This window comes from Umezawaea beigongshangensis (assembly GCF_016464305.1).
Classification (GTDB): Bacteria; Actinomycetota; Actinomycetes; order Mycobacteriales; family Pseudonocardiaceae; genus Umezawaea_A; species Umezawaea_A beigongshangensis.
Map to the genome: position 1 here is coordinate 301534 of NZ_JAEIOJ010000001.1, position 22190 is coordinate 323723.

The following is a 22190-nucleotide window of genomic DNA, read 5'->3' on the forward strand; positions in this document are numbered from 1 at the left end:
TCGTGGGGAGAGCGCGTGCCATGCTCCGCCCCATGGTTGCTCGGAACGCCCGCTCACACACCCCGACACGCCGTGCTGGACGCGTCTCGTCCGCACCGGCGATCTGGCAGCTGATGGTGGCGCTCAATCGAGGTTTCGTCGCCCTGACCGGACGGCTGGAGGTGACCGGGGACGTTCCGGACGACCTGCGCGGCACGCCGCTGCTGCTCGCGTCCAACCACATCAGCAACCTGGACCCGATGACGCTGGTCGCCGCGAGCCGCCGCATCGACCTGGCGCCGCGGTTCGTGCTGGCAGGAGGGCTGCTCGGCGTGCCGGTGGTGGGGTGGGTGCTGCGCAGGAGCGGGCACCTCGGCGTGGACCGGGAGAGCGGCAACGCCGCCGCCGCGATGGCCGACATCGTCGCGGCGCTGCGCGCCGGCGTGCCCATCGTGATCTACCCCGAGGGCAAGATCAGCCTCGATCCCGGCCTGTGGCCGGAGCGCGGCAAGACGGGGCTCGCGCGCATCGCGCTCGGCTCGGGCGCGCGGGTCGTGCCGGTGAGCCAGTGGGGCGCGCACGAGGCGTGCTACTGGGGAAACCTGAAGGTGTCGGGGTGGCAGGATCTGCTGCCCTACCTGACCTCGTGGCTGCGGTCGGTGCGGCGGCGGCCGGCGCTGAGGGTCCACTTCGGCGCTCCCGTGGACCTCTCCGACCTGAGCGAGGGCCGTCCCGGTGATGCCCGGCGCGCGCACGAGCGGATCATGCGGGCGATCGCGGACGGCCTGGCCCCGCTGCGCGCGGACGAGCCGGACCTGCCCGCGTTCCACGACCCGACCAGGCCCACCACGGGCAGCAGCCCGTGGAGGCCGACCGCCTGAGACCGGCGGGTCGCGGGTGCGATCACCCGCGACCCGCTCGTCCTCAGGCGTCCACGAGGTCGGGCTCCGGCGTCGCCGGGGTGCCGCGCTTCGCGGCTCGGCGGCGCGCGATGCGCTCCTTCGTGTTCTCGACCACCGTGTAGAGCGTCGGCACGAGCACCAGGGTCAGCAGCGTCGAGCTGATCAGGCCGCCGATCACGACGATCGCGAGCGGCTGCGAGATGAACCCGCCGCTGCCGGTGACGCCCAGCGCCATCGGCACCAGCGCGAAGATCGTCGCCGCCGCCGTCATGAGGATCGGGCGCAGCCTGCGCCGCCCGCCCTCGACCACGGCCTCGATGATCCCCGCGCCCTGCGCCCGGTACTGGTTGATCAGGTCCATCAGCACGATCGCGTTCGTCACGACGATGCCCACGAGCATCAGCACGCCGATCAGCGCCGGGACGCCGAGCGGGGTGCCGGAGACGAGCAGCAGCACGATCGCGCCGGTCGCCGCGAACGGGATCGACACGAGCAGGATCAGCGGCTGGATCAGGCTGCGGAACGTCACGACCATGATCGTGAACACCAGCGCGACGGCCACGAGCAGCGCGAGTCCCAGGTCGCCGAAGGCGTCCTGCTGGTCGGCGCTGACGCCGCCGATGGAGAACGTCGCCCCCTCGGGCAGCTCGACGGCGTCGAGCCGCTGCTGGAGGTCGGCGGTGACGGCGCCGATGTTCTGCTCGGTCGCGGTGGCCGAGACCGTGGCGCTGCGCTCGCCGTCGACCCGCTTGATCTGCACGGGACCCGCGACCTCGGTCACGTCGGCCACCTCGCCCAGCCGCACGATGCCCGCCGCGGTGGGCAGCGGCAGGTTCCGCACCTCGTCGAGCGTCGCGGGCGCGGCGCCGCTGCGCAGCACGACGTCCAGCTGCTCGCCGTCCACGGACAGCTGCGTCACGGGTGCGCCGCGGAACGCCTGTGCGACGACCTGCCCGGCGGTGGTGTCGGTGAGCCCGGCCCGCGCGGCGGCCTCGCGCTTCAGGGCGATCTGCACGCGCGGGGTGCTCTCGGCGAGGTCGCTGGTCACGTCGGTGAGCCCCGGCGTGTCCTGCACGGCGGCGCGCACCGCCTCGGACGCGGTCCGCAGCACCTCGGCGTCCGTCGCCTGCACGGCGACCTCGACGGAGGTCGCGTTGAACCCGCCGCCGCCACCGGCGCCGACGGTGATGTCCCCGTCGAGCCCCTCGGTGCGGGTGCGCAGCTCCTGCTCGACGGCGGCCGTGTCGCTGTCCTCGGCCAGGGTGATCGAGAACGACGCGGTGCCGGTGTCACCGCCTCCGGCGAACGCGGCGAACCCGCCGCCGCCGGAGCCGATGGTGACCTGGTGGGTCTCGACGGCGTCGACGTCGGCGAGCACCTCCTCGACCCGCTTCGCCGCGGCGTCGGTGGCCGCCAGGCCGGTGCCCGGCGGCAGCTCCTGCCGGATGCTCAGGGTGTTCTGGCCGGAGGAGTCGATGAAGTTGGTCTCCAGGCGCGGGACGAGCGCGAGCGTGCCGCCGAAGAGGAGCACGGCGACGAGCACCGTGGCCCACCTGCGGGTGGTCGCGAACCGCAGCACCGGCAGGTAGGCGCGCTGGAGGAAGCTGCGGCGCTCCTGCTCCACGACCTCCTCCTCCGAGGTCTCCCCCGCCGACGGGCGCAGGAACCAGTACGCGAGCACCGGGATGACCGTGAGCGAGACGAGCAGCGAGGCCAGCAGCGCGACGGTGACGGTGATCGCGAACGCGGAGAACAGCTCGCCGACCATGCCGCCGGTCAGCGCGATGGGCAGGAACACCGCGACGGTGGTGAGCGTGGACGCGGTCACCGCGCCCGCCACCTCCTTCACGCCGTCGAGGACGGCCCGCTGCTTGTCCTCCCCGTAGCCGAGGTGCCGCTTGATGTTCTCCAGCACCACGATCGAGTCGTCGACCACCCGGCCGATGGCGATGGTGAGACCGCCCAGCGTGAGGATGTTCAGCGACAGGCCGCCCGCCCACAGGGCGATGAGCGCGATCACCACGGACAGCGGGATCGACACCGCGGTGACGAGCGTGGAGCGCACCGAGAACAGGAAGACCAGGATCACCAGCACCGCGAACGCGAGCCCGAGCGCGCCCTCCGTGGTGAGGCCCTCGATGGACTTCTCCACGAACGGGGCCTGGTCGAACACGACGGTGAGCGCGCCGCCGCCGCCCAGCGCGGTGGTGAGCGACGGCAGCAGCTCGCGCACCCGGTGCGACACGTCGACGGCGTTGCCGTCCGGCGTCAGGGTCAGCGAGACGCCGAGGCTGTCCTGGCCGTTGGTGCGGGTGATGGAGGTGGCGTCGGTGGCCACCTGCTCGACGGTCGCCACGTCGCCGAGGCGCACCAGCTGCGCGCCCGGCAGGTACAGGCCGCGCACCTCGTCGACGGAGGTCAGCTTCTGGCCGACCTGGACGTTGAGGCTCTGCTCGCCGTCGGTGAGCGACCCGGCGGGGATCGACACGCCGTTGGACCTCAGCACGTCGGCGACGGCCGTGGGCTGCACGCGGGCGGCGGCGAGCGCGGCGCCGTTCGGCGTGACGACGACCCGGTCGGCGCGGGCGCCGGTGACGGTGGCCTCGCGCACGCCGGTGATCGCCTGGAGCTCCGGCAGCACCGAGCGCCGCAGGTCGTCGGCGAGCTGACGCTGGTCGGCGTCGGAGCTGACCGCGAGGACCACGGCGGGCAGGTTGGCCGTGCTGCCCGCGACGACCGTGGGCTCGACGTCCTCCGGCAGCTGGGAGCTGATCCGGTTGATCGCCTGCTGCAGGTCGCTCACCGCGTCGCCGACCGGCGTGCCGTACTCGAACTCGACCTGCACGGTGGCCGAGCCGTCGCGCGAGGTGGAGGTGACGGCGTCCACGCCGTCGACCGCGCGCACGGCGCTCTCGATCGGCTCGGCGACCTGGTCCTCGACCAGTTCCGGGGTCGCGCCGAGGTAGGGCGCCACCACGACCGCGGCGGGGAACTCCAGCGACGGCAGGAGCTCCTGCTTGAGGGAGGGGATGGCGAAGATCCCGAAGATCGTGGCGGTGATCGCCACCAGCGCCACGAGGGCGCGGTTCGCGAGGCTGACTCTGGCCAGCGAGGTCATGGCGGCTCCGTGGAAAAATGATTAGCCCGAGGCAGACATTTAGCGTCAGGCGAAACATTAGCCCATCTGCGCGAGGCTGTTACCGTCACCCGGTGCTTGACGGGGAGAAGGACGAGCTGATCGCCCGCGTGCTGACCGCGCAGTACCGGTTGGAGCGACTGGTCGCCTCGTCGCACGCGAACCCGCTGCTCTCGCTGCACCTGACGATGCAGCAGCTCAAGGTGCTGGTGATCCTCTTCCGCGAGGACGCGTGCTCCAGCCAGGACCTCACCCGCGCGCTCGGGGTCAGCTCGGCGACCGTCACGGGCATCGTGGACCGGCTCGCGGCGCAGGACCTGGTGGCCAGGAGGGAGGACCCGCACGACCGGCGGGTGCGCCTGGTCGAGCCGACCGAGGCGGGACGCGCGCTCGTCCGCACGTTGCAGGAGCAGGGTTCGCAGCACATGCGCGCCCTGCTGGCGCGGCTGACCGACGACGAGCTGCGCGACCTGGAGCGCATCGTGAACCGGCTGCACGAGGTGGCCCAGCAGGACGGGTGACCCGGCGGCGGGGCTGATGCCGCCACCGGGTCCCGAGAGGTCAGACGGGGATGATCGTGGGCACGATCATCGGGCGGCGGCGGTAGGTGTCGGCCACCCAGCGTCCCACGATGCGGCGCACGGACTGCGCGATGCGGTGCGGGTCGGTCACACCCTCGATCTCGGTGCGCGACAGCTCCATCTCGACCAGCGAGACGGCCTGGTCCAGCGCCTTCGGGTCGTCGGAGAACCCGCGGCCGGACACCGTGGGCGGAGCCACCGCGCGACCGGTCTTGGAGTCGATGGCCACCGTGATCGCGATGAACCCGCCCTCGCTCAGCACGAGCCGGTCCGACAGCGTCGACTCGTTGACGTCGCCCACCGACAGGCCGTCCACGTAGACGTAGCCCACCTCGACCCGGCCGCTGATGGAGGCCTTGCCGTCGACGAGGTCCACGACGACGCCGTCCTCGGCGATCACCACGTGGTCCGGCGAGACGCCGGTCTTCACGGCCAGCGCCGCGTTGGCCCGCAGGTGCCGCCACTCGCCGTGCACCGGCATGACGTTGCTCGGGCGGACCGCGTTGAACAGGAACAGCAGCTCACCGGCCGGCGCGTGCCCGGACACGTGCACCTTGGCGTTGCCCTGGTGCACGACGTTGGCGCCGAGCTGGACCAGGCCGTTGATGATGCCGAACACGGCGGTCTCGTTGCCGGGGATCATCGAGCTGGCCAGGATGACGGTGTCGCCGGGGCGGATGGAGATCTGCCGGTGCTCACCGCGCGCCATCCGCGACAGCGCCGACATCGGCTCGCCCTGCGACCCGGTCGACACGAACATCACCTGGTCGTCGGGCATCTGCATGGCCGCGTCGAGGTCCACGAACAGGCCGTTCGGCACCTGCAGGAAGCCCAGGTCGACGGCGATGCCCATGTTGCGCACCATCGACCGGCCGACCAGCGCGACCCTGCGGCCGTGCTTCACCGCCACGTCGAGCACCTGCTGCACGCGGTGCACGTGGCTCGCGAAGCAGGCCACGATCACCCGCTGCGTCGCCTCGCGGACCACGTTGTCGAGCACCGGGCCGATCTCGCGCTCGGAGATCACGAACCCGGGGACCTCGGCGTTGGTGGAGTCGACCAGGAACAGGTCGACTCCCTCGTCGCCGAGGCGGGAGAACCCGGCCAGGTCGGTCAGCCTGCCGTCCAGCGGGAGCTGGTCCAGCTTGATGTCGCCGGTGTGCAGCACCACTCCGGCCGCCGTGCGGATGGCCACGGCCAGCGCGTCCGGGATGGAGTGGTTGACGGCGAAGAACTCCAGGTCGAACGGGCCGGCGGGGTGGTGCTGCCCCTCCGCGACCTCGATCAGCTTCGGGTTCTGCCGGTGCTCCTTGCACTTCGCGGCGAGCAGCGCCAGCGTGAACCGCGAGCCGATCACCGGCACGTCGGGCCGCTGCTTGAGCAGGAACGGCACCGCGCCGATGTGGTCCTCGTGACCGTGCGTCAGGACGACGGCCTCGATGTCGTCGAGCCGGTTCTCGATCGCGCGGAAGTCCGGCAGGATCAGGTCGACGCCGGGCTGCGCGTCCTCGGGGAAGAGCACCCCGCAGTCGACGACGAGCAGCCGCCCCGCGTGTTCGAAGACGGTCATGTTCCGGCCGATCTCGCCGATGCCGCCGAGCGCCACGATGCGCAGGGCGCCCTCGGCCAGAGGGCCGGGTGCCGTGTTGGACTTGGTCATGCCTGCACCCCCAGGGCCACGCCACCCGCGGCCAGGTCGGCGGCGACGCCGTCGACCTCCTCGGGGGTGGCTGGCACGTGCGGCAGCCTCGGGTCTCCCACGTCGATCCCGCGCAGTCGCAGCGCGGCCTTCGCGTAGGTCACTCCGGGCAGCCGGTTGAACGGTTGCAACAGGGGCAGGACGCCCTCGTTGATCTGACGTGCGCGCACGACGTCACCCGACTCGTGCGCGTCGAGCATGGAGAGCAGCCGGTCGGCCGCGAGGTGGCTGATCACGCTGACGACACCGACCGCGCCGACGGACAGCCACGGGAGGTTCAGCGGATCGTCGCCGGAGTAGTAGGCCAGATCGGTGGCCGAGATGACCCGCGCACCCGCGTGCAGGTCCGCCTTGGCGTCCTTCACGGCGACGATGCGCGGGTGCTCCGCGAGCTGCTTGAGCGTGTCGACCTCGATCGGGACGACGCTGCGGGGCGGGATGTCGTAGAGCATGACGGGCAGCGCGGTGGCGTCCGCGACGGCGGTGAAGTGCGCCAGCAGGCCGCGCTGCGTGGGCCGCGAGTAGTACGGCGTCACGACCAGCGTGCCGTGCGCACCGGCCTTCTCGGCCTGCTGCGCGAGGTGCACGCTGTGCGCCGTGTCGTAGGTGCCCACGCCGCTCACGATCGTGGCGTCGGCGCCGACGGCCTCGACGACGGCGCGGATCAGGTCCGCCTTCTCCGCGTCGCTGGTCGTCGGGCTCTCGCCGGTGGTGCCGTTGACCACGAGCCCGTCGTTGCCCAGCTCCACGAGGTGTTTCGCGAGCTGCTGCGCCGTGTCCAGGTCCACGCCGCCGTGGGCGTCGAACGGGGTGACCATGGCGGTGAGCACGCGGCCGAAGGGTCGGCCGGGTGAGGCGGTGGGACATCCGGTCATGGGCGAAACGCTACCGCGTGGCGGTCGGCGAGCAGCGACTACGTGGTCCTGTCGAGCGATCGGACGGCCGCGACCGCCTCCGGATCACCCTCGAACTCCACCCGCACGGCGTCCCGCCCGGAGCAGAACAGCACCAGTTCGCCGACCGGCCCGGTGATCGTCACCGGCGACGGCGCGTCCTTCGCGACGAGCACCCGGCCGTCCGGGCGGCGCAGCAGCACGCCGTGCGCGCTGGTGCGGAACCGCATCCGCGAGGTCTGCTTGAGCGTGGCCCACAGCGGGGCGTCGCGCCGCTCGTCGGCGGGCCGCGGCTCCCAGCCCTCGACGGCCCGGCGCACGTCCTCGTGGTGGATGAAGTACTCCCCCGCGTTCAGCAGCTCGCCGACCTTCGGCAGCGCGAACGGCGTCCAGCGGGGCGGCCCGCCGCGCACCAGGTTCACCAGTTCGGGCCACGGCTTCGCGGCGTAGGAGTCCTGCACGCGCTGCGTCCGCGCCGCCAGCGCGGGAGCCACGATCCCCAGCACGGCGTCGGGGCGCCGCTCCCGCAGCACCAGGTGCGCCGCGAGGTCCTTCGCGCGCCATCCGGAGCACAGGGTGGGCGCCTCGGGCCCGACCTCGGTGAGCAGGTCCGACAACAGCCGCCGTTCGTCGTCCGCGAGTCCCATGGCGCACACGCTACGCCGTGATCACTTGCCGGTGTCGGCGACCAGCGCGTCCATCTCGGCGTGATCGGTCCGCCACAGCACGCAGTAGACGTCGCGCTCGCCGTCGGACGCGGAGTAGTCGGTCTTCCACTCCGCCTGCGACGGCACCACGGCGGCGTACCGGAAGACCTCGTCCTTGTTCTCGACCGGCACGACGCCCGAGGTGAAGTACATCGTGCAGAGGTTCTCGGCGTAGGAGGCGAGGCGCTGCGCGCCGGGGTGGGGCACCGTGGCCGCGGAGCCGAACGGCGTCGCGTCGGCGAACACCTCGATCCGGTGGGGGTCGGTGCAGGTGGCGGAGCTGATCCGCACGGTGTCGCCGAGGAAGTCGTCGCCGCAGGACCTCGCGCTGAGCGTGAACTCGGGCAGCGTCCCGCCGGTGCCGTAGGTGACGGTGGGCTGCATCGCCTCGGGCGGTCCCGGCGGGCCGAAGAACAGCCGGTCGACGTAGATCCCGGCGGCGAACAGCAGGACGGCGGCGAACGCGGCGGCGGCGATCAGGAGGTTGCGCCGCCACGCCGGCCGGACGCCGGGCGGCGTGTACGTCACGGTGGCCGGTGTCCCGTTCGGCGGCGTGCCCGCGTTCGCGTGCTGGAGCAGCGAGCGGGCCTGCGCGCCGGACAGCCGCACCGCGGGGTCGGTCACGAGCAGACCGCTGATGACGGCGGCGAGCACGCCCTGCGCCCTGGTCAGCCGGGGTGTCTCGTTCATGATCGCGTGCAGGGTCGACGCCGTGGAGGAGCGCTCGTAGGGGTTGTACCCCTCGACGGCGAAGCAGAGGGTCGCGCCCAGTGCCCACAGGTCGGACGCGGGACCGGCCGCGTGCCCCTGGATGCGCTCGGGCGACAGGTAGGCCGGTGAGCCGATCAGGCTGCCGCTGGTGGTCAGCCGCGGGTCGTCCACGGCCTGCGCGATGCCGAAGTCGGTGAGCTTGACCCGGCCGTCCGGGCGCACCATGAGGTTGCCGGGCTTGACGTCGCGGTGCACGATGCCCGCCGCGTGCGCGGCCTCCAGCGCCGACAGCACCTGCTCCGCGACGGCGGCCACCCGCTCCTGGGGCATCGGCCCCCGCTGGGCGACGATCGCCGACAGCGTCGCGGCCTCGACCAGCTCCATCACGATGTAGGTGAGGCCGTGCTCGGCGACCACGTCGAACACCGTGACCACGGCGGGGTCGTTGAGGCGCCCCGCCGTGCGGGCCTCGCGCAGCACCCGCTCCTCCAGCACGCGCCGCTCCTCCGGCGGGACGCCGTCGGGCAGGTGCAGCTCCTTGATGGCGACGTGGCGACCGATCACGTCGTCCTGCGCGCGCCACACGACGCCCATACCACCGCGCCCCAGTTCGGCGAGCAGGGTGTACCTGCCCGCGATGACGCGCGGCTGCACGACGCCTTGCGGTCCACTCACCGTCGTCACTCCCCAAGCGGTCGGGCCAGAGCCGGAACGCTACGTCAGACCCGGCGAACGGCCCAACGGTTTCGTCGAATCGAGATGTCGCGGCTCACCCGGCCGCCGGGGCGGTGAGCGGGGCGCCGTCGGCGCGGGCGAGGACGCACAGGACCTCCTTGGCGCCCACGGTCTCGCCGTCGCGGTGGTTCCACTCGGCCTCCGACGGGACGAGGCCGGTGAAGGTCAGCGCGTCGCGGCCCTCCTGCGCCACGCGCAGGGTCCTGGCGTGCAGGTCGCAGTAGTGCAGGGCGTAGTCGCGGAACCACTGCTCACCGGGGTAGGGCACGTCGACGCCCTTGCTGGCGAGGTCGTAGAACGGGGTCTCGGCGGCGTAGCGCTCGATCTGGTGCGGCACGGTGCACTCGACGTTCTGCAACCAGTCGAACGCGACGCCCTCCACGAGCGGTTCCTTGCCGCAGCCCGGCTCCCCCATCGCCCAGACCGGGATCTGCCCCTGCCGGCCGAAGGTCATGGCGGTGACGTCCAGCTCGGTCACCGGGGCCGCGACCTGCTGCTCACCGGTGGCGGCGACCTCGGGCGCGGTGACCCGGCCGGTGGCGAACCCGGCGGCGAGCAGGGCGAGCACGGCCACGACCGCGGCGACGACGAGCGGCGCCTTCGCGCGGCCGGACCGCTGCCGCTGCGGCGGCGGGGCGGAGGAGACGGCGACCGGACCGGTCCCGCTCCCGCCGAGCAGCGCGGCGGCCTGGGTGGCGGTGAGCCTGGCGCGCGGGTCGGAGGCGAGCAGGCCGGAGATGGCGGCGGCCAGCGATCCCTGCGCGCGGTGCAGCTGCGGCGTCTCGTTCATGATCGCGTGCAGGGTGGAGGCGGTGGACGTGCGCTGGAACGGCGCCACGCCCTCCACGGCGTAGGCGAGGGTCGCGCCGAAGGCCCACAGGTCGGAGGCGGGCGTCGCGGGCTCACCGCGCACCCGTTCGGGCGACAGGTAGGCCGGTGAGCCGACGATGGCGCCGTTCACGGTCAGCCCCGGGTCGTCCACGGCCTGCGCGATGCCGAAGTCGGTGAGCTTCACCTGGCCGTCCATGCCGACCATGATGTTGCCGGGCTTCACGTCGCGGTGCACGATCCCGGCCATGTGCGCGGCGTGCAGCGCGGACAGGACGCGCAGCCCGATGCCCACGACGTGCTCCGGCGGCATGGGTCCGCGGGCTCGGACCAGGGTGTCGAGGTTCTGCGCCTCGACCAGCTCCATGACGATGTAGGTGAGCCCGCCCTCGACGACCACGTCGTGCACGGTCACCACACCGGGGTCGCTGAGCGCCCCGGCCGTGCGGGCCTCGCGCAGCACCCGCCGCTGGAGGACCTGGCGCTCCTCGGGCGGCACGCCCTCGGGCAGGTGCAGCTCCTTGACGGCGACCTTGCGGCCGATGACGTTGTCCTGGGCGCGCCAGACGATTCCCATGGACCCGCGGCCCAGTTCCGCGAGCAGCGCGTACCGGTTGCCGATCATCCGCGGCGCCGCCGCGCCGCCCAGTGGTCCGCTCACGACGTCGATCACTCCAGAGCTCGAACGGGCAGGGTGTTCGGAGGGCCGACGTTACCCAGCGGCGAACGCGCCGGTGAGGTCCCCCTCGTCCGCGCGCCACAGCACGCAGACCACGACCTGCGATCCGCGGCTGTCGGCGTCGGCGAACGTCCACTCGGTGCGCGAGGGCACGAGCGCGCCGAACGCGAGGTCCGGGCCGCCCTCGGGGCGGCGCACGCGCGGCGAGTCGAACTGCTGGGCGCAGTGGACGGCGCCGTGGTCGCGCAGCCACTCGTCGCCGGGGTACTCCGCGTTCCGGCCGAGGTCGCCGAAGGGCGCCTGCACGGCGTACACCTCGATGCGGTGCGGCTCGGCGCACGAGACGTTCTCCGAGCGCAGCACCGGGTCGCCCTCGGCGAGCCGCTCGACGCCGCAGCCGTCGCCGCCCAGCTCGAACGCCGGGACCTGGCCGCCCCGCCCGAACGTCAGGACGGTCGGCTTCCCGCTCTCCCCCGCGGACACCGGGGAGACCGCCAGCAGCAGCGGATCGGGCGCGAGGACCGTGCGACCGGCCAGCACGCCTCCGGCGAGCCCGCCGAGCGCGGCCAGCACCGCCAGCAGCCCGGCGACGGGCCTGCGCGGCCGTCGCCGCGACCGCGCCGTCTCCGCCCGGTCGGCGTCCTGCCCCGCGACGACGCCGCGGAGCAGTTCCCGCGCCCCCTCCGCGGTGAGCCGCAGGTGCGTCTCCGGCGTGAGCAGGCCGGTGATCAGGGTGGCGAGCACGCCGCTGGCCCTGGTGAGCCGAGGGGTCTCGGTGGTGATCGCGAACAGGGTCGAGGCCGTGGAGGTGCGCGCGAACGGCGCGACGCCCTCGACCGCGCACGCGAGCGTCGCGCCGAGCGACCACAGGTCGGAGGCGGGGGTGGCGTCCCAGCCGCGGACGCGCTCCGGCGCCATGTAGGCGGGTGATCCGACCACCGTGCCGCGCAGGGTGTGGCTCGGGTCGTCGACCGCCTGCGCGATGCCGAAGTCGGTGAGCTTCACCCGGCCGTCCGCGTGGACCATGAGGTTCGCGGGCTTCACGTCGCGGTGCACGACGCCCGCCGCGTGCGCGGCCTCCAGCGCCGACAGCGCCTGCACGGCGATCGACATCACCTCGGCGGCCGGCAGCGGTCCTCGCTCGGCCACCAGGTCCGCGAGCGTGGGCGCTTCGACGACCTCCATGACGATGAACGCGGAGTCTCCGTCGGGCACCACGTCGTGCACGGCCACCACGCCGGGGTGGTTGAGCCTGCCCGCGGTGCGCGCCTCGCGCAGCACGCGGCCGTGGACGTGCTCGCGCTCGCCGGTGTCGAGCGGGAGGCGGAGCTCCTTGACGGCCACGCCGCGGCCGAGGAGCAGGTCGTGCCCCCGCCAGACGACACCCGCGGCTCCGCGGCCGAGTTCGGCGGTCAGGGCGTACCTGCTGCCGATGACGCGCAGCGCGTCGCTGCCCGGCCCGTTCACGGTGCCCACCTCCTCGCGCGTGGAGCGACGTGGTGCGGCGATCCGGGTGCGCGCTGTGGACAGGACTCCGCTGCGCGGCTGGATCTCCGGTTCGTCACACCACTCGCACGTGCGCGAGCGGAAAACGGTTCAGTTCTCCTCGGGTTCCGGCACCTCGTGTCCGGCGGCGCGCAGCGCGAGCACCGCGCGCCGCAGGTCGGCGCCCTTCACGAGCAGGTGGTCGGTGTCGTAGGTGGACATCGCGAACAGGCTCACCCCGGCGGCGGCGAGCTCGCCCGAGAGGGCGGCCATGATGCCGGTGAGGGTGAACTCCAGCGGACCGCGCACGGTCAGCAGGCGCCACCCCACCTGGGCGGTCTCCACGTCCGGAGCGTTCGCGGCCGGGCACACGACGGACAGCTCGTCGGGCGTGCGCGTCACCGACACCAGGCCGGGCAGGTCGAGCAGGCCGGGCGGCAGCGGGGCGTCGGCGGCCAGCCTGGCCACCGCGTACTCGCCGGGCCTGACGTCGACGACCAGTCGCTTCATCCTCGTCAGCCCTCGGTGACCATCGGGCTGGAGGCGATCTCGGTGCCGTCGGGCAGGGCGGAGATCGAGAAGTCGGCGAAGACGTTCGGAGCGGCCTTCTGGAGCTGGCGCAGGCACTGCACGGCCAGCTCGCGGATCTCCACGTCGGCGTGCTCGGTGGCGCGCATGGCCACGAAGTGCCGCCACGCGCGGTAGTTGCCGGACACGACGATGCGCGTCTCGGTGGCGTTGGGCAGCACGGCGCGCGCGGCCTGGCGGGCCTGCTTGCGGCGCAGCGTGGCGCTGGAGACGTCGGAGAACTTCTCCTCCAGCCCCTTCAGCAGGTCGTTGTAGGCGGCGACGCTGGCCTCGGCGGCGGCCAGGAAGCGCGCGTGCAGCTCGGGGTCGTTCGCGATGACGTCCGGCTCGACCATGGCGGCCTCGCGCTCGGGCACGTAGCGCTGCGAGAGCTGCGAGTAGGAGAAGTGCCGGTGGCGGATCAGCTCGTGGGTGAGCGAGCGGGAGATGCCGGTGATGTAGAAGCTCACCGAGCCGTGCTCCAGCACGGAGAGGTGACCGACCTCGATGATGTGCTGGATGTAGCCCGCGTTGGTGGCGGTGGCCGGGTTCGGCTTCGTCCACGACTGGTAGCAGGCGCGGCCCGCGAACTCGGCGAGCGCCTCGCCGCCGTCGGTGTCGGTGGACCACGGCACGTCCGCCGGAGGGAAGAACTCCGTCTTCGCGATCAACTGCACCTTCGGCGAAACCGTCTCGGTCACGACGGACCCTCTCTTCACTGCTCGGACGACGTGGCGAGCCTAGACCACACGGCCGTGACATCACTGCGACCTTGACGTGACACCACATGTGACGTCATAGTGGCGTCATGGATCTCTCGCCGTACATCGCAGCACTGCGCGAGGACCTCGCGACCGCCGCTTCCGCCGGGGACGACCAGACCCGGCGCACGGCTGCCGTGCTGTCCGCCGCGATCGAGCCCGCCGCGCGGCTCGCCCTCATGAACGCCCTCTCCGACCTGGCGGCCCAGGTCACGGCCTCGCTGGACGACCACGTCGTCGAGGTGCGGCTGGACGGGCGGGACGTGCAGGTCGTCGTGACCGGCACCTCCGGCCACGACGACGCGCCGCCGCGGGCGGCCACGCCTCCGCCGCCGCCCTTCGGCGCGGGTGACGCCACCGGTGACATCAGCCGCATCACGCTGCGCCTGTTCGACGAGCTCAAGTCGAAGGCCGAGCGGGCGGCGCAGACGCAGGGCGTCTCGCTCAACACGTTCGTGTCACAGGCGGTGCAGGGCGCCCTGTCGGGCTCCGGCCGCAGGGGGTGGGACGACGGGGACCGGGGACACCACGCCGACGGCCGGGGCTCCTCCCGGGTCCGCGGCTGGGTCCAGGGCTGACGGCGGGGGAAGGAAGCAGATGACCGAGCAGCAGCACGAGCAGGAACAGGAGCCGGGCCTCGTCCGGCGACAGAGCTTCGAGGTGGACGGCGCGATCGAGGTCGACGTGGCGATCCTCGGTGGCCGGGTGGCGGTCCACCTGGTCGACGAGCCGGGGGTGCACGTCGAACTGCGGCACGACCCGGCCGCGGGCGGGTCGTGGACCGACGGTCTCAACGGGCTGCTGGGCTGGGTGAACGACCAGTTCGGCGGTGGCCAGCAGCAGACCGGGCCGGCCGAGGCGGTGCGCGACGCCCGCGTCGAGCTGTCCGGCCAGCGGCTGCGGGTGCAGTCCTCGCAGGCGCTGCCGCTGCGCGCCGTGCCGCTCGCGGTGACCGTGCGCGCCCGCTCCGGCAGCCACGTCACGGTGCGCACGGGTTCGGCGGACGTCGTGGTCACCGGATCGGCGGGCAGGCTCGACGTCACCACCGGCACCGGTGAGGTGACGGCGGACCGCGCCGACGCGGCGGCCCGGGTGAACTCGGGGTCCGGCGCGGTGCGCCTGGGCCCGATGCCCGCCGGGGTGCGCGTGAAGACCGGCAGCGGTGACGTCGAGGTGTCCTCGATCGGCGGCAACTCGGTGCTCACGACCGGGACCGGCGACGTCTGGCTCGGCGCGGTGCAGGGCGACGTGCAGGCCCGATCGGGCGGTGGCGACCTGACCGTCGCCGACGCGGTGGCCGGCACGGTGCAGATCGTCACCGGTTCCGGTGAGATCCGCGTCGGCGTGCGCACGGGTGTCGTCGCCAGGGTCGACCTGTCGTCCGGGTCGGGCCAGGCGCGCAGCGAGCTGGAGGTGTCCAGCCGTCCGCCCGAGGGCGAGACCCCGCTGGTCGTCACCGGCCGCACCGGCAGCGGTGACGCCCTCGTCACGACGTCGGTGAGCTGACCCCTCCCACCACGGCGCCCAGCGCGGGGGCGAGATCCCCGCGCTGGGCGACCACCACGTCGTCCAGGCCCAGCCACTCGGCCGCGTGCCGCAGCTCCGCCGCGAGTTCGACGGCGACGCGTCCGTGGTCGCTCCCCGGCTCGGCGAAGGCGCTCTGCACGCGCAGCACCCGCGCGGCCCGGTCGGCCTTGAGGTCGACCCGGCCGACGAGGTCGCCGTCGAGCAGGAACGGGAACACGTAGTAGCCGTGCACGCGCTTCGGCTCCGGCACGTAGATCTCGATGCGGTAGTGGAAGCCGAAGATCCGCTCGGTGCGGGCGCGCTCCCAGATCAGCGGGTCGAACGGGCACAGCAGGGCCCGCCCGGTGACCGCGCGCGGCACCCGCGCCGCGGTGTGCCGGTATGCGGGCGCCGACCAGCCCCGCACCTGCACCGGCTCCAGCACGCCCTCCTCGACCAGCGCCCCGATCGCGGGGCGCGTGACCGCGCGGCCGAGCCGGTAGTAGTCGGCGAGGTCGGCCTCCGTCGCCACGCCGTGCGCGGTCGCCGCCCGGCGGATCAGCTCGCGCGCGCCCTCCTCCGCGTCGACCCGGCGGGACAGCACCTCGGGCGGCAGCACCCGCTCCACGAGGTCGTACTGCCGCTCGAACCCCCTGCGGGTGCCCGTCGTGAGGACGCCGACGGCGAACAGGTGCTCGCACAGCCGCTTGACCAGCGACCAGTCCCACCACGGCCCCGCGCGCCGCGGCCCGTCGCCGACGAGCGCCCGCTCCAGCGCCCCGGCGCCGATCGGGCCCAGCTCCTTCACCGCGGCGAGGATGTCCTCCACGAGCTGAGGCGCGCCCTCGGCGGTGCGCGGGTCGTGCGCCCAGCGCAGCTTCTTCGCCCCGGAGTGCAGCAGCGGCCAGTCCTCCACCGGGATCAGGCTCGCCTCGTGCGCCCACGTCTCCACCAGCAACCGCGGTCGCCGCTTGTCGTGCGACCACGCGGCGGCGTCGAGCAGCTCGGGGGCGTAGGACCCGAGACGGCTGAACACGGGCGCGTAGTGCGCGCGCACGGCGACGTTGACGGAGTCGAGCTGGAGCAGCTGGGTGCGCGCCAGCACCCGTTGCAGGTGCCGCCGGGTCGGTTCGGCCGCCGGACGCGGATCAGCGAACCCCTGCGCCGCCAGTGCGATCCGTCGGGCGACCGCCGCGCTCATCGTCTGCACGGTCGACGATGCTTCCACGAGCCCCCGACAGTTCCAGCGCGGCGTCAGCCGCGCACCGGCTCCGGTTCCGCCACGACGCGGGGACGGCGTTCGGCGCGCACGACGAGGACCACGGCGATCAGCACGAGCACACCGCCCGCGAACTGGACCACGCCGAAGCGCTCGTGCGCCAGCGCGACGCCGAGCAGCACCGCGATCACCGGGTTGACGTAGGCGTAGGTCGCCACGGTCGACACCGGCAGCTTCCCCATCACGAACACGTACGAGCTGAACGCGAGCAGCGAGCCGAACACCACCAGGTAGCTCCAGGCCAGCCAGGACGACGTCGTGACCTCTGCGAGGTCGACCCGCTCCCCGGTGAGCAGCGAGCCGACCAGCAGCGCGGCCCCACCGGCGATCATCTCCAGCGCGGACAGCGCGAACGGGTTGGCGGGCACGGGGAGCTTCGTCCCGGCGAACGTGCCGACGGCCCAGCTCAGCGCGGCGAGCAGCACCAGCCACGGCCCCCACCACGCCGTGCCGTGCGTGCCGCCCTCGTTCCCGCCGAGCAGGAGCAGCAGCGCGAGACCGGCGAACCCGACGGCCACGCCGAGGAACGTCACGGTCGGCGGCCGTTCACCGCTGAGCGTGCGCAGCAGCACCACGTACAGCGGCACGGACGCGATCAGCAGCGCGGCGAGCGCGGAGGGCACGTGCTGCTCGGCCACGCTGACCAGGCCGTTCCCGCCCGCGGGCAGCAGCACCCCCAGCAGCGCCGCCGTGCCGAGCTGGGCGCGGGTCACCCGCAGCGCGCGCCACCCCGCCACGAGCCCGACCACCAGCGCCAGCACGAGCCCGGCGACCAGGAAGCGCGCCCCGGCGGACAGCAGCGGGGGCATCGACTCGATGGTGAAGCGGATTCCCAGGTAGGTCGATCCCCACACGACGTACACGACCCCGAGGGCCAGCCATCTGCTCACACCCCCACGCTGCCAGATCCCTCCCCGCGAGTTGAGCGTTCGAGCACCACGAGTTGAGCGTTCGGGCACCGCGAGTTGAGCGTTCGGGCACCACGAGTCGGACGGGGAGAAGACGATCACCCGCAGGGGTGGCCCACGAGCGTCCCGGAGGGACGACTAGGTTGCCGCACATGGCCGATGCAGAGGTGCGCCCCGCACGACCGTCGGACGTCGCCGAGATCGCGCGCATCCAGCGCGACACGTGGCGCGTCGCCTACGCCGAGATCCTTCCCCCCGAGGTGGTTGAGGGGCTGGACAACGAGGGCGCGTGGCGCGCGGCCGTCGCCGACGACCGCGTGCTCGTCGCCACGGAGGGCGGTGTCGTCGTCGGGTTCTGCCAGGCCGGGCCCGCGCCGGAGCCGGAGGTCGCGAACGCCGACGGCTCGCTGCCCGCCGACGCGGCCACGACGGCACTGGTCGGCACGCTGCTCGTGGAGCCCCGCTGGGGACGGCGCGGGCACGCCGGACGCCTGCTCGCCGCCGCCGCGCACGTGCTGCGCAACGCGGGCGCCACCCGTGGCATCGCGTGGGTTCCGCAGGCCGACCGGGCGTCGACCAGCTTCTACGAGCACGCCGGCTGGCTGCCCGACGGAACGGTCCGCACGCTCGACGCGGCCGGGCGCCCCCTCCGGGAGATCAGGGTTTCCGGGGGGCTGTCCCTACTCCTGGAACCGTGACCGGCTTGTTACCCTCGCCGAGTCCTCGACGCCCGGGAGGCACTGTTTGCTCGTCTGGTTGGGTCTGGCCTTCGGCATCGCGGCAGGTTCCGCTCTGGTTCCGCTCATCAGCGTCGAGCTCTTCGTGATCGGCCTGGTGAGCCAGCAGCCGCACATCTCGTGCTGGTGGCTCGGCGGCGCCGTCGCTCTCGGCCAGGTCGGCGGGAAGCTCGTGTACTTCCTCGCGGCGCGCGGGTCGTTGCACCTGCCGTCGTTCCTCAAGCGGCGCGAACGGCCGGTGCGCGAGCTGTCACCGCGACGTGCCCGCTGGGCCGCGCGGCTGGAGGTGGTGCGCGAGCGCTGCCACGAGCACCCGCACTGGATGTTCGGCACGCACGCCGTGGCGTCCGTGGTGGGGATGCCGCCGTTCATGTTCACGACCGTCCTCGCGGGTCTGGCCGGCATGTCCGTCCGCACCTACGTGGCCACCGGTGTGCTGGGCCGCTTCGCCCGCTACACCGCGCTCGCCGCCTCGCCCGCCGCGATGGTCGGTCTCCTCCACTGATCATCAGTACCGCTGGCCAAAGAGCGCACTCGAAGGTCTCCTCGGGGTGAAAGAGGCCCCGACCTGCGGAGTTCGACACCGGAGGGGCGCTAACTTGTCCGGCCATGAGGGAGTCGAAGCCGCGGATCACCACGGCGCACAGCCGGGAGCTGGGCGAGGAGCTGCGCCGGGCGCGCAAGCGGGCCGAACGCACCGGCGTGGACGTGTGCGAGGAACTGGAGTGGTCCCCCGCCAAGCTCTCCAAGCTGGAGCAGGGCTGGCGCCGCACCAGTGACGTCGAGATCGCGCTCCTGCTCGGACGCTGCGGCACCGACCGCGCCACCCGCGACCGCATCTTCCGCCTGGCCGCCGAGCACGACACGGGTTATCTGGTGCGCCCGCACGACCAGCAGGTGCCCGACACGTTGCTGTGCTTGACCATCCACGAGCGGGCCGCGCAGAGCCTGTGCAAGTACGAGCCGATGATGATCCCCGGACTCCTCCAGACCGAGGACTACGCGCGGGCGATGATGAGCTCCTACGTCACCGAGCACGACGGCTCCATCGAACCGTTCGTGCTCGCCCGCATGGAGCGACAGGAGGTGCTGGGCCAGCGGAAGCACACGTTCTTCGTGCACGAAGCGGCGCTGCGCGGAGTGGTCGGCGATCGGAGGATCATGCGCGACCAGCTGCTCCACGTCACGCTGATGTGCTCCTGGGAGGGGATCACGATCCGGATCGTGCCGTTCGCGGCGGGCAACCACCTGTCGGTGCAAACCGCTCACGCGCTCATGACCTTTTCGGCCACCACCAGTCCGGTCGCCTACGTGGAGACCGATGCCGCCACGCTCTTCCTGGACGACGACGCAGCGATCGGCACGTACCTGCGCAAGCAGACGACTCTCGCCGAACTCGCGCTCGGTCCGGACGAATCCCGGTCGGTGCTCGCCCGCTGGGCCGACACCTACGACCGGTGAGGACCCACCCGCGATGCTCGAACGCTCAACTCACCCTGCTCGAACGCTCAACTCAGCCTGCCTGAACGCTCAACTCGCGGACGTGAGAAGTCAGGGGTGGAGGTCTATCGCCTTGCGCATCGTTTCCCTGGCCCTCGTGCGGTCGCCGGCCAGGTCGTAGGCGTGGGCCAGGCGGTACCAGGCGCGCCAGTCCTCGGGGGAGGCCTCGACCTCGGCCCTGCGCTCCTCGAACCACTCGTCGGCCGCCTCGCGGTCGACGCGGCCGGACGGGCGGCGCGGGAGGCCGGACGTGTCGGGCAGACCGCCCTCGGCGTCCAGCTCCCGCGCCATCCGCTCGGTCCGCATGCCGAACTGCACGTTCGTCCAGACCACCCACACGCCGATGAGCGGCAGGATCAGCACGCCCACGCCGAGCGCGACGCCCACCGGGTCACCCGTGCCGAGCAGGGCGAACGCCCGGCCCGCGAGCAGCACGAAGTAGACCACCAGCGCGGCGATCAGGACGAAGGCGACGGTGCGGCTCCTCACAGGTCGAGGTACCCGTCGAGGCCGACCGTCAGGCCGGGGTGGGAGAAGACGCCGCGGATCGCGAGCAGGACACCCGGCATGAACGACGTCCGGTCCAGCGAGTCGTGCCGGATCGTCAGCGTCTCGCCCTCGGTGCCGAACACGACCTCCTGGTGCGCCACGAGACCGGCCACCCGCAGCGAGTGCACCCGCACGTCGCCCACGAGGGTGCCGCGCGCACCGGCCGCCTCCTGCGTCGTCGCGTCCGGCATCGGCGGCATCCCGGCGGCCCTGCGCGCCTGCGAGACGAGCCGCGCGGTGTGCGCGGCGGTGCCCGACGGCGCGTCGAGCTTGCGCGGGTGGTGCAGCTCCACGACCTCGACCGACTCGTAGTACTTGGCGGCCACCTCGGCGAACCGCATGGACAGCACCGCGCCGATCGCGAAGTTCGGCGCGACGAGCACGCCCACCCGCGGCGCCGACTCCAGCCACTGCGCGACGGTCGCGAGACGCTCCGCGTCGAAACCGGAGGTGCCGACGACGCAGTGCACGCCCCGCTCCACGCAGAACCGGACGTTCTCCATCACGACGTCGGGGTTGGTGAAGTCGACGACGACCTCGGCCCGCGCGTCGGTGAGGACGGACAGCGGCTCCCCCGCGCCGACCGTCGCGACGACCGTCGCGTCCTCGGACGCCTCGACGGCCCGGACGACCTCGGCGCCCATCCGTCCGCGGGCGCCGATCACCCCGACCCTGGTGAGGCGGGAATCGGGCTCGGTCATGCGATCACCTCGTGAACCTGTGCCGGCAAGTCGTCGGCGGAAGCGTAGGGCCCGACCACGGCGGCGGAGACGGGACGTCGGAGCAGTTCGCGCGCGAGCGCGGCGACCTCCTCGACGGTGACCGCGTCGATGCGCGCCAGCGTCTGCTCGACGCTGAGGTGGTCGCCGTAGTTCAGCTCGCTCTTGCCGATGCGCGACATGCGCGAGCTGGTGTCCTCCAGGCCCAGCACGAGGGTGCCCCGCAACTGGCCCTTGTTGCGCGCCAGCTCGGCGTCGGTGATGCCGTCGGCGGCCACCTCCTCCAGCACGGAGGAGATCACCCCGGCGACGTCGCCGAGCCGGTCGGGCTGACAGCCCGCGTAGATCGACAGGCTGCCGGTGTCGGCGTACAGGCCGACCGACGAGTACACCTGGTACGCCAGGCCGCGCCGCTCCCTGACCTCCTGGAACAGCCGCGAGCTCATGCCTCCGCCGAGAGCGGCGTTGAGCACGTTGAACGCGAACCGCCGTTCGTCGTGGCGGTCCAGGCCGCGCACGCCCAGCATGAGGTGCGCCTGCTCGGTGTCGTCGGTGTGCAGCACGAGCTTGCGGGCCGACGCGATGCGGGCACGGCCCGCGCGCGGCGCGACCGGGCTGCCCTCCCGCGACAGCCGGTCGCCGATCGCCTTGCGCGCGAGGCGCATGACGGTGGCGTGCTCGACGTTGCCCGCGACGGCCAGGATCATCCGCGGCAGCGTGTAGCGGCGCTTGTAGAAGCCGTACAGCGCGTCGCGGCTCATGTCCTCGATGGACTGCTCGGTGCCCAGCACCGGACGTCCGAGGGCGTGGTCGCCCAGGAGCGCCTCGGTGAACGCGTCGTGCAGCAGGTCCTCGGGATCGTCGTCGCGCATGGCGATCTCCTCCAGGACCACGCCGCGCTCGGTCTCGAAGTCCTTCTCCTCGCACAGCGCGTCGAACACGACGTCGCACACGAGGTCCAGCCCCAGCGCCAGGTCCTCGTCGAGGACGTGGGCGTAGTAGCAGGTGTGCTCCTTCGAGGTGAACGCGTTCAGCTCGCCCCCGACGGCGTCGATCTCCTCGGCGATCTCGGCGGCGCTGCGCTTCGCGGTCCCCTTGAACAGCAGGTGCTCCAGGAAGTGCGCCGCGCCGGCGACCTCGGGGCGCTCGTCGCGCGACCCGATCTGCACCCACAGCCCCACCGACGCCGACCGCGCGCCGGGGATCTGCTCGGTGACGACGCGCAGCCCCGACGGCAGCACGCTGCGCCGCACGACGCCTCCCGGCCCCTGCTCCAGGACCCTGGTGCTGCCGGGCTTCTGGAAGTGTCCCAACGTCGTCGATCCCGTC

At 72.9% G+C, this 22190-nt stretch carries 21 protein-coding genes; 7 read left to right on the plus strand and 14 right to left on the minus strand.

The annotated features are described in order from the left end of the window. Positions 1-113 precede the first annotated feature (113 nt). Positions 114-860, plus strand: a complete 747-nt coding sequence (locus tag IMZ35_RS01400) for a lysophospholipid acyltransferase family protein (protein WP_229369232.1) — start codon at positions 114-116, stop codon at positions 858-860. Positions 861-903: 43 nt separating this feature from the next. Here IMZ35_RS01400 and IMZ35_RS01405 read toward each other — a convergent pair whose 3' ends face one another. Continuing rightward, on the minus strand, positions 904-3999 hold the full coding sequence (locus IMZ35_RS01405; protein WP_199439009.1) for an efflux RND transporter permease subunit: 3096 nt from the start codon (positions 3997-3999) through the stop codon (positions 904-906). A gap of 92 nt (positions 4000-4091) precedes the next feature. Between IMZ35_RS01405 and IMZ35_RS01410 the strand changes: the two genes are divergently transcribed. After that, the gene (locus tag IMZ35_RS01410; protein ID WP_199439010.1) at positions 4092-4538 is read left to right on the plus strand and encodes a MarR family winged helix-turn-helix transcriptional regulator; all 447 of its coding nucleotides are present in this window, start codon (positions 4092-4094) and stop codon (positions 4536-4538) included. 40 nt (positions 4539-4578) lie between these two features. Here the strand turns inward: IMZ35_RS01410 and IMZ35_RS01415 are convergent, their stop codons facing one another. From IMZ35_RS01415 to thyX, 8 genes are all read right to left on the minus strand, one after another. Next, the gene (locus IMZ35_RS01415) at positions 4579-6258 is read right to left on the minus strand and encodes a ribonuclease J (protein ID WP_199439011.1); all 1680 of its coding nucleotides are present in this window, start codon (positions 6256-6258) and stop codon (positions 4579-4581) included. Then, positions 6255-7172, minus strand: coding sequence for a 4-hydroxy-tetrahydrodipicolinate synthase (dapA, locus tag IMZ35_RS01420; protein ID WP_199439012.1), 918 nt, complete (start codon positions 7170-7172; stop codon positions 6255-6257). Before dapA ends, IMZ35_RS01415 begins: the two co-directional genes overlap by 4 nt. Positions 7173-7210: 38 nt before the next feature. Further along, positions 7211-7837: a TIGR03085 family metal-binding protein gene (locus tag IMZ35_RS01425; RefSeq protein ID WP_199439013.1), complete on the minus strand. Its 627-nt coding sequence runs from the start codon at positions 7835-7837 to the stop codon at positions 7211-7213. Positions 7838-7858: 21 nt separating this feature from the next. After that, on the minus strand, positions 7859-9283 hold the full coding sequence (locus IMZ35_RS01430; protein WP_199439014.1) for a serine/threonine-protein kinase: 1425 nt from the start codon (positions 9281-9283) through the stop codon (positions 7859-7861). Positions 9284-9377: 94 nt separating this feature from the next. Next, positions 9378-10832 (minus strand): serine/threonine-protein kinase, encoded by a 1455-nt coding sequence (locus tag IMZ35_RS01435; protein ID WP_307867645.1) that lies wholly within the window; start codon positions 10830-10832, stop codon positions 9378-9380. A gap of 51 nt (positions 10833-10883) precedes the next feature. Continuing rightward, the gene (locus tag IMZ35_RS01440) at positions 10884-12326 is read right to left on the minus strand and encodes a serine/threonine-protein kinase (protein ID WP_307867646.1); all 1443 of its coding nucleotides are present in this window, start codon (positions 12324-12326) and stop codon (positions 10884-10886) included. A 120-nt stretch (positions 12327-12446) separates the two neighbouring features. Next, complete coding sequence (locus IMZ35_RS01445; protein ID WP_199439015.1) at positions 12447-12845, minus strand: ACT domain-containing protein; 399 nt, start codon at positions 12843-12845, stop codon at positions 12447-12449. Between the two features lie 5 nt (positions 12846-12850). Further along, positions 12851-13603 carry an FAD-dependent thymidylate synthase gene (gene thyX / locus IMZ35_RS01450; protein ID WP_199439016.1) on the minus strand — a complete coding sequence of 251 codons (753 nt, stop codon included), beginning with the start codon at positions 13601-13603 and terminating at the stop codon, positions 12851-12853. Between the two features lie 107 nt (positions 13604-13710). On the opposite strand from thyX, the gene IMZ35_RS01455 reads away from it, so the two are divergent. Together IMZ35_RS01455 and IMZ35_RS01460 are read left to right on the plus strand one after the other, a co-directional pair. After that, positions 13711-14241 (plus strand): toxin-antitoxin system HicB family antitoxin, encoded by a 531-nt coding sequence (locus IMZ35_RS01455; protein WP_199439017.1) that lies wholly within the window; start codon positions 13711-13713, stop codon positions 14239-14241. Positions 14242-14260: 19 nt separating this feature from the next. Further along, positions 14261-15169 (plus strand): DUF4097 family beta strand repeat-containing protein, encoded by a 909-nt coding sequence (locus IMZ35_RS01460; protein WP_199439018.1) that lies wholly within the window; start codon positions 14261-14263, stop codon positions 15167-15169. Here IMZ35_RS01460 and IMZ35_RS01465 read toward each other — a convergent pair. Together IMZ35_RS01465 and IMZ35_RS01470 are read right to left on the minus strand one after the other, a co-directional pair. After that, positions 15150-16370, minus strand: coding sequence for a winged helix-turn-helix domain-containing protein (locus IMZ35_RS01465; protein WP_199439019.1), 1221 nt, complete (start codon positions 16368-16370; stop codon positions 15150-15152). The genes IMZ35_RS01460 and IMZ35_RS01465 overlap by 20 nt on opposite strands. Before the next feature lie 53 nt (positions 16371-16423). Further along, positions 16424-17338 (minus strand): EamA family transporter, encoded by a 915-nt coding sequence (locus IMZ35_RS01470; RefSeq protein ID WP_307867649.1) that lies wholly within the window; start codon positions 17336-17338, stop codon positions 16424-16426. A 170-nt stretch (positions 17339-17508) separates the two neighbouring features. On the opposite strand from IMZ35_RS01470, the gene IMZ35_RS01475 reads away from it, so the two are divergent. The 3 genes from IMZ35_RS01475 to IMZ35_RS01485 all read left to right on the plus strand — a co-directional run bounded on the left by IMZ35_RS01475 (position 17509) and on the right by IMZ35_RS01485 (position 19554). Next, positions 17509-18054, plus strand: coding sequence for a GNAT family N-acetyltransferase (locus IMZ35_RS01475; RefSeq protein WP_199439020.1), 546 nt, complete (start codon positions 17509-17511; stop codon positions 18052-18054). 46 nt (positions 18055-18100) lie between these two features. Further along, positions 18101-18598 carry a YqaA family protein gene (locus IMZ35_RS01480; RefSeq protein ID WP_199439021.1) on the plus strand — a complete coding sequence of 166 codons (498 nt, stop codon included), beginning with the start codon at positions 18101-18103 and terminating at the stop codon, positions 18596-18598. Between the two features lie 104 nt (positions 18599-18702). Continuing rightward, entirely contained in the window at positions 18703-19554 is an 852-nt protein-coding gene (locus IMZ35_RS01485; protein WP_199439022.1) for a helix-turn-helix domain-containing protein, read from the plus strand. Positions 19555-19644: 90 nt separating this feature from the next. Here IMZ35_RS01485 and IMZ35_RS01490 read toward each other — a convergent pair whose 3' ends face one another. Genes IMZ35_RS01490 through IMZ35_RS01500 form a run of 3 tightly spaced genes read right to left on the minus strand, consistent with a single transcriptional unit; the run spans position 19645 to position 22174 of the window. Continuing rightward, entirely contained in the window at positions 19645-20082 is a 438-nt protein-coding gene (locus tag IMZ35_RS01490) for a tetratricopeptide repeat protein (RefSeq protein WP_199439023.1), read from the minus strand. After that, entirely contained in the window at positions 20079-20843 is a 765-nt protein-coding gene (dapB, locus tag IMZ35_RS01495; protein ID WP_199439024.1) for a 4-hydroxy-tetrahydrodipicolinate reductase, read from the minus strand. Before dapB ends, IMZ35_RS01490 begins: the two co-directional genes overlap by 4 nt. Next, positions 20840-22174 (minus strand): M16 family metallopeptidase, encoded by a 1335-nt coding sequence (locus IMZ35_RS01500; protein WP_229369234.1) that lies wholly within the window; start codon positions 22172-22174, stop codon positions 20840-20842. The genes dapB and IMZ35_RS01500 overlap by 4 nt, the downstream gene beginning before the upstream one ends. Positions 22175-22190 lie beyond the last annotated feature (16 nt).